The following is a 7,771-nucleotide window of genomic DNA, read 5'->3' as shown; positions in this document are numbered from 1 at the left end:
TTCAATTTTTGCGACTTTCATAATTATTATATATGAACTTCATAAGGTATAAACTTTTCCAAAAAAACTATAATATTTTCTTGTGAAATATCAATAGTGTCAATTTCCGCCATTGATAAGGTTTCATTAGTATCCACATCGTTTGCCGATGAAGAGCCTAAAGTAATCATAGCGATGGTAAGAATCATCAATAGCATCAATATTCGAGTATTCTTGATACTTACACCTCCCATGCATAAATTTAAAAAAATCATTTTCTAGACATAATCCCCAAAAAAAGCATTATATCTGTTTTATATATTTTTATGAGAGTGTATTTAAATTTTTAGGTATGACTAAAAATTAGTGTGTGTAGCGGCCCCGATGTTCTATGTCGGAAATTTTATCAATAATCTTGGGATTGTTATAACCCCTTAAAACACTTTCAAAGTAACTTACTGCCTTTTCATAGTCAATACTTTGAAGGGATTTTTTCAAAACAAGCAAGTCAACGGCTTTATCCTCTTCCAAATCAGAATATCTGCCCAATCCGAAATCAATAAATACCAATTCACCGTCACGAAGCATTATATTGGATGAAGTAATGTCACCATGAATAATATCTGCTGAATGTAATTTGGCTATTTCCAAACCGGTTTTATATGCCAAATCGTCATCAATGACATCCTTAAGCATTACTCCATCAATGGATTCCATCAGTATTGACTTTTCATCCAAATCTATATCATATAAAATTGGAGTTCTGACCCCTGCTCTTTTGGCATCGGACAGTAATTTCGCTTCAAGTTTGCAGCGTGATTTTCTGATTTTATTGTCGATTTCCGGAATTCTGTAACTTTTAGGAATTCTGGCTTTAATTACTGCATCATCATCCATATATGAACTTTTTATAATATTGGATTCGGCACCTTTTGCAATCAAATCATCCGGCAATTTCAATAGGCTTTTAGAGTTGTCAATCCATGGAATGTCAACTTCATCTGTTCTGAATCTTTGAATTATTCCTGTATCTGAAAGTTTCATAGGCCCAAATTCTTTGCACGTCAATAAGCCCAACCATGCAATCATGACACCATTATCACCGCACAATTTCATTTCCGGCATGTAGAATTTGGCTCCATGCTCTTCAGACATTGTCTTAAGCATTTCACGCAGGCGGGAATTTGCAGAAACCCCTCCGCACAGCATCACTTCATCCTTTTGAGTGTGTGAAAGTGCACGTTCAGTTACTTCAACAAGCATTGCAAAAGCAGTTTCCTGAAGTGAAAAGCAGACATCTTCAATATCAGTACCTTTCTGATGCTGTCTTAATGCTGCAGACAACAGCCCGGAAAATGAAAAGTCCATTCCCTTAACTACATAAGGCAAATCAATATAATTTCCTTTTTTGGCCAGTTTTTCGATTACAGGTCCGCCAGGATGGCCCAAACCGGTTTCACGACCAAACTGATCAAGACAGTTCCCTATAGCAATGTCCAAAGTTTCACCGAAAATCCTGTAACGACCGCTTTCATAAGCTATTACCTGGCTGTTTCCGCCACTGACATATAATGAAACCGGATTAATCGCTCCAGTATCAAGTTTTCCAACCTCAACATGACCAATACAGTGATTAACACCAATAATCGGTTTGTCTAATGATAAAGCAAGAGATCTTGCAGAAGTCGCTACAATTCTTAATGCCGGACCAAGACCCGGACCCTGAGAAAATGAAACCAAATCAATGTCAGAGTAGTCAATTCCGGCGCTTTCAATAGCCTGAGGTATCAGCTTTGGAATCCATTCAGCATGATGCTCAGCGGCGATTCTCGGATGAATTCCTCCCTTTTCAGGATATAGCTGGCAACCTTCTATTGCCAAAATATTACCTTCATCGTCTACAATACCTACACCAGTTTTTTCTGCAGTTCCTTCAATTCCTAAAGATATCAACTTTATCAACCAAATTATTTTTTATAACTCATTACATATAATATTTAATTAATCAGAAACAAAGTGATTAATATGGGATTTTATAACACAAACACTGTTGAAGAAAAAAGAGTAAATAAGTTAACTGGGGATATCCATATTAATGACGCTTTTAAAGAAGAAACACAAAAACGTGGTATCCCAATTTATGATGCATACAACATCCAAAAGAGATTATATCATGAAGTGGAACAGGAAATGCTTAAAGGCGAAGCCGCAGTTGATGCTCGCTTAATGGAGCTTTTGGAAGAAAAGGGAAAAAAGAAAGTTTCCCACAATTACATTGAAGAGGTTGCAGACGATGCCCCTAAAAGCAAAGGAATGATTCCTGCAAGACCAAAAGAAGCGCCTACCAGGAACGAAATACTTGACAGCATACCTCCAAGAGCAAGAGATGGTAAGACATTTAATAGAAAGCCTGAAAAGACAACTGCAGATTATTTGAATAGAATATTTTTACAGAATCAGAAGATTATTAATCAGAACAAAAAAGTTATCGAATTATTGACAAAAATAGAGGAAAAATTATGATTGAAGGAATTACAACATATGGATCTGAGGAATTAATGGAATATTTAGGTGAAGTTATTGATCCCGTTTTTATTTGTACACTTGGAACTACTGAAACATCATTGATTCCAGGCTTATCCGGAGCAGGAGCATCAGCAGAATTAACTGAATACACACCTGCAGCCGATGCTGAGTTAATGACTTTAGGCCATGTTAAGTGTATGAAAGAAATCCCCCAAACTGTGGTTGGAAAAGCAGCAGCTCCAACACCTGCAATGCTTACAAAAGCCTCTTTGGAAATAGCAGATATCCCATTTATAATTGCTGATGCAGGCTGTAAAATAAAACCAAACATTGAATGCATGAGATTCGGTAACGAATACGGAAGAGATATAAGGACCGGAAAAGGTGTCCTAAACCCATTGGAAATCTATGAAAATGCCCGTGAATTAGGTGCCGAACTTGCAAGAAGACATCCTATGCTGATAATCGGAGAAAGCATAGCTGCCGGTACAACAACCGCACTGGGAGTGCTAAGGGCACTTGGATATGATGCCAACGAAAAGGTAAGTGGAAGCATGCCGCACAATCCCCATGACATGAAAACAAAAATTGTGGATGAAGGATTAAAAAATGCAGGACTCGATCCTGAAACAGACAATATTGATGGTCTTCAGGCAATTGGTGCTGTAGGAGATCCTATTTTAGCGGGAGTAGCCGGACTGGTTTTAGGTGTTGACGAACAGATTCCAATAATATTGGCTGGCGGAACCCAAATGGCAGCTGTTTGTGCTGTAATAAAATCAATCAAACCAAGTTTTGACTTTACAAGAATTAACCTTGCAACAACTGTTTTTGTTGTGGGTGATGAAACTGCAGACCTTCTCGGACTTTTAAAACAGATTGATGAAGATATAACCCTTCATTCCGTTGATCCACAGTTTGAAAAATCAACCCATGACGGTTTGAAAAATTATCTTGACGGATTTGTTAAAGAAGGAGCAGGCGCCGGAGGAGCAATGTTTACTGCATTAGCCCGTGGAGTTCCTGTAGAAAAATTAAGAAAAAAAATAGAAAAGACATGTAGTTAATTTAACTACATTAAACTTTTTTTAGAATATATGGGCAATTGAACCCATAAACACCACAATTCCAACTATCCAGCAGTAATAAGCGAAGATATCCAAACTTCTATTTTGAATTAAGTCAAGCAACCATTTTATTGCAAGGTAACCTGAAACAAATGCTGCTACAAAACCCAAAATTATGGCAGCACCATCTCCACTCATTGACAGGCCAATATCTTTTAATTGCAATATGAATGCGCCAAAAATAGCTGGAATTGATAATATAAAACTGAATTTGGCAGCGAATTCCTTATCAAGTCCGATTACTAAACCTGCTGCAATGGTAGTTCCTGAACGGGATAAACCAGGCATTATTGCACAGGCCTGACCTAATCCCATGAATAATGACTGGAACCATCCCATATGGGACATGTCAATCTGGCCGGATGCCATTCTCTGAGACAAGTACAATATTGTACCAGTTACAAACAAGAAAAATCCCGGAACATATAATGCTCCAGCAAAAAGAGCATCAACCTGACTTTCAAACAGGACTCCCACAACCCCAACAGGAATAGTAGCCAAAATAACGTACCATGCCAGTCTTTTGTAAGGGTCTGAATAAAAGCCTTCCTTGAATCTATTTTGCAGAATGTCTCCAAGGCTTAGCCACCATGCGCGCAACATCTTATAGATGTCTGCACGGAAGAAAATCAGAACTGCCAACAGACTTCCCAAATGAAGGAAAGTATCGAAAGCAAGAGAGCTTTCAACACCCAACAGATTTTGAATAAAAATTAAGTGTGCGGAACTGCTTACAGGTAAAAATTCAGTAAGCCCCTGAACTATACCAATAATAATTCCCTGAATAATATCCATTTATTACACACCTTAAATATAATCTAACCAACCGTATTTATCTTCAATTTTAGCTTCAACAATATCAAAGAATGTGGATTGTATTTCCTCAGCGATAGGACCTCTTTTTCCAATTCCAATAGTTTTATGATCAATTGATCTGATTGGAGTGACTTCTGCTGCAGTTCCAGTGAAGAACACTTCATCAGCCAAATATAATCTTTCACGAACAATTCTTTCTTCAATTACTTCGTAGCCTAAATCACGAGCAACTTTCATTATGGAATCTCTTGTGATTCCTCTTAAGTTGGAAGATCCTAATGATGGGGTGTGTAGGACACCATCTTCTACTAAAAAGATGTTTTCTCCACTACCTTCTGAAACGTAACCCATATAATCAAGCATGATAGCTTCGTCATAGCCATGTTCAATAGCTTCTATTTTAGCCAGCTGAGAGTTCATATAGTTAGCACCGCATTTTGCTAAAGCCGGGAAGGTATCTGGAGCAGGTTTTCTCCATGATGAAACACCGATATCAACACCATTTTCCATTCCTTCTTCTCCAAGGTATGATCCCCAGTCCCAAGCAGCGATTACTACGTTAACAGGACAGTTTAATGGGTTTACACCTAATTCACCATATCCTCTGAATACAATTGGACGAATATAACATGATTCGAGTCCATTTTCTCTTACAGTTTCTTTAATTGCTTCTGCTATTTCCTCTTCAGTGTAAGGAATTGGAATATTATAAATTTTTGCAGAGTCGAACAATCTTCTTACATGTTCTTTTAAACGGAATACTGCTACACCATTTTCATTGCTGTATGCACGTATACCTTCAAAAACACTAGTTCCATAGTGAACTACGTGGGAAAGTGAGTGAATTGTTGCATCTTTCCAATCTACGAGTTCTCCATCCATCCATACTTTACTTGCACTATCGTCCCAAGCCATAATTATCACATCGTTTTTACTACATATAGTATATTGATTTATTTTTATTTAAAATTAATGAAAAAATATAATAACATTAGATTTCATATAAATAGATTAATGAAGTTTCTAAAATTCAATAATAAAGAAGACTACGTTGGAATAATCTTTTTCATTATTGGAATAATCTTTTTATTAATTACTTCTTATATAGAGTTATCTAAACTTGGAGTTTGGGCTGACGAAATATATTCTTTGGCGATGATAAAAATGCCGTTGAATGATTTCATAAGTTATTCTATAAATGATGTCCATCCAATTTTATATTATGTTTTCCTAAAAATATTTTGTAAAATATTCTATTTCATTGATTTGACATTAACCGGAAAGATTTTTTCATTAATCCCCATATTACTTATAGGAATTTTATCTATTACAAAAATCAAAAAGAATTTTGGCATGCTGACTGCAGGGATATTCTTTTTCTGTATTTGTTCAATGCCAAGAATTTTAACATCAGCTCTTGAAGTTAGAATGTATTCCTGGGGATTGTTTTTTATAACTACAAGTTTAATTTTTGCATACGAAATAACAAATAATCCAAATTGGAAAAAATGGACAATTTTAACTGTTTTAACCATATTATCCATATATACTCATTATTTTTCAGCGATAGCGTCTTTTTCTATATATTTAGTAATGTTAATTTACATCATCAGAAAAGATAAAAAACTACTCAAAAATTGGATAATATCCGCCATTATCTGCATAATCGCATATATCCCATGGTTACCAATAACTTATGGGCAAATTTTAAATGTTAATACTACTTACTGGATTGCACCAATATCAATTAACACAGTGATTAGTTACATATACTATATTTTTTCTCCAGCATATCAGGCTATAAGGAATAATGAACTGGCTTCACCTACAATACTTGGAACATTGCTATTTGTAAGTTTTATATATTTATATTACAGAAATAAAGATGAATTTACTACAAATACATTATTAATATTTATCTTAGTACCTTCAATAGGAATTATTGTTTCACTTATAAGCCAGCCAATTTTTCATATCCGATATATAATTCCAGTAATTGGATGTATGTGGTTAGTATTTTCCATTTTTCTTGCCAAATCATTCGAAAATCTAAAAGTTTTCATTCCAATAACTATATTAATCTTAATTATAGGAATATTAGGTATTTTTGCATGTATGCCAATCCACAACCAGGACGTTGCAACAACAGAAATAGAACACGATTATATTTCTAATATGGGTGAAAATAATGTAATTATAATTAATTATGCTAATGCATATTTCCCTCTTTTTAAATATTATGCACCGAATAATCATCATTTCATGTATAATCCTTCAGATTCTAACCTTAATGATTTTCTTAATAACCCAGACATTATTTATTATAAAAATACTGGATCAAAAATATATTATGTTGATAATATTGATATGAACGAAACATATGCTGAATCAGGGTTCAATTTTACTGAAATACCTACAAATGAGGCTACAATCGGATATAAAATATATGAAATAATCTATTGAACATATTAACGAAAAACTTATATAATATTAAAATTATAATATAATATGTTGGTTCCGTGGTCTAGTGGTATGATACCTCCCTTACAAGGAGGGGATCACGAGTTCGAATCTCGTCGGAACCACTGTTTTTTACTATTTTTATTACTGATTTAAAAAAAAAATTAATTAAATATTCTTTAACTATTTTCATATTTATTAAACATTTAAATATAAATTTAAGAATTTTTTATAGTTTTGTATAATTTTTAATAAAAAATGCGTGATGTTAACTAGAATAAATAAATAATAAGATTTAAATAATTTTCTTACCATATTTAATATTACAAATATAGGAGATTTTTAATATGGTAGTTAAAATTGCTATTATAAAAAGTGGTAACATTGGTACTTCACCAGTTATCGATTTATTGTTAGACGAAAGAGCAGACAGACCAAATATAGATGTTAGAGTATTTGGATCTGGAGCAAAAATGAACCCAGAACAAGTAGAAGATGTTGTCCCTAAAGTAGACGCATTTGAACCTGATTTCGCAATATTCATTTCTCCAAACCCAGGAGCACCTGGTCCTGCTAAAGCAAGAGAACTCTTATCCGAAAAAGATTTACCTGCAATCATCATCGGTGATGCACCAGGTAAAGGTAAGAAAGATGAAATGGATGAACAAGGTTTAGGTTACATTATTGTAATGTCTGACCCAATGATCGGTGCAAAAAGAGAATGGTTAGACCCAACTGAAATGGCTATCTTCAACGCTGACATCTTAAAAGTATTAGCAGAAACTGGTGCATTAAGATTAGTACAAAAAACCATTGACGGTGTAATCGCTGCTGCTGATGCTGGAGAAGAAATCGAATTACCT

Annotated in this window: 8 protein-coding genes and 1 tRNA gene; 5 read left to right on the top strand and 4 right to left on the bottom strand. The window is 34.5% G+C overall.

Annotated features, from left to right (window positions below; genetic code table 11):
• Window positions 1-26: 26 nt before the first annotated feature.
• Complete coding sequence (locus tag IJQ68_RS01025; protein ID WP_292795801.1) at window positions 27-233, bottom strand: hypothetical protein; 207 nt, start codon at window positions 231-233, stop codon at window positions 27-29.
• A gap of 109 nt (window positions 234-342) precedes the next feature.
• Window positions 343-1,941: a bifunctional N(6)-L-threonylcarbamoyladenine synthase/serine/threonine protein kinase gene (locus IJQ68_RS01020; protein ID WP_292795798.1), complete on the bottom strand. Its 1,599-nt coding sequence runs from the start codon at window positions 1,939-1,941 to the stop codon at window positions 343-345.
• Window positions 1,942-2,004: 63 nt separating this feature from the next.
• On the opposite strand from IJQ68_RS01020, the gene IJQ68_RS01015 reads away from it, so the two are divergent.
• Both IJQ68_RS01015 and cobT read left to right on the top strand, forming a co-directional pair.
• Window positions 2,005-2,502 (top strand): hypothetical protein, encoded by a 498-nt coding sequence (locus IJQ68_RS01015; protein ID WP_292795796.1) that lies wholly within the window; start codon window positions 2,005-2,007, stop codon window positions 2,500-2,502.
• Window positions 2,499-3,572 (top strand): nicotinate mononucleotide-dependent phosphoribosyltransferase CobT, encoded by a 1,074-nt coding sequence (gene cobT, locus IJQ68_RS01010; protein WP_292795794.1) that lies wholly within the window; start codon window positions 2,499-2,501, stop codon window positions 3,570-3,572. The genes IJQ68_RS01015 and cobT overlap by 4 nt, the downstream gene beginning before the upstream one ends.
• Window positions 3,573-3,593: 21 nt before the next feature.
• Here cobT and uppP read toward each other — a convergent pair whose 3' ends face one another.
• Complete coding sequence (gene uppP / locus IJQ68_RS01005) at window positions 3,594-4,427, bottom strand: undecaprenyl-diphosphatase UppP (protein ID WP_292795792.1); 834 nt, start codon at window positions 4,425-4,427, stop codon at window positions 3,594-3,596.
• A gap of 12 nt (window positions 4,428-4,439) precedes the next feature.
• Window positions 4,440-5,363 (bottom strand): branched-chain-amino-acid transaminase, encoded by a 924-nt coding sequence (gene ilvE, locus IJQ68_RS01000; RefSeq protein WP_292795790.1) that lies wholly within the window; start codon window positions 5,361-5,363, stop codon window positions 4,440-4,442.
• A 99-nt stretch (window positions 5,364-5,462) separates the two neighbouring features.
• Between ilvE and IJQ68_RS00995 the strand changes: the two genes are divergently transcribed.
• The 3 genes from IJQ68_RS00995 to IJQ68_RS00985 form a co-directional block, all read left to right on the top strand.
• Entirely contained in the window at window positions 5,463-6,911 is a 1,449-nt protein-coding gene (locus IJQ68_RS00995) for a glycosyltransferase family 39 protein (protein ID WP_292795789.1), read from the top strand.
• Window positions 6,912-6,961: 50 nt separating this feature from the next.
• Window positions 6,962-7,033: transfer RNA gene (locus tag IJQ68_RS00990), tRNA-Val, on the top strand.
• 222 nt (window positions 7,034-7,255) lie between these two features.
• A partial coding sequence (locus tag IJQ68_RS00985) for a F420-dependent methylenetetrahydromethanopterin dehydrogenase (protein ID WP_292795786.1) occupies window positions 7,256-7,771 on the top strand: 516 nt, incomplete at its 3' end.

Origin of the sequence: Methanobrevibacter sp. (genome assembly GCF_017447225.1) — an archaeon.
Taxonomy (GTDB): Archaea; Methanobacteriota; Methanobacteria; order Methanobacteriales; family Methanobacteriaceae; genus Methanocatella.
The sequence above is the reverse complement of the archived record's forward strand: the minus strand, read 5'-3'. Positions and strand labels throughout refer to the sequence as shown.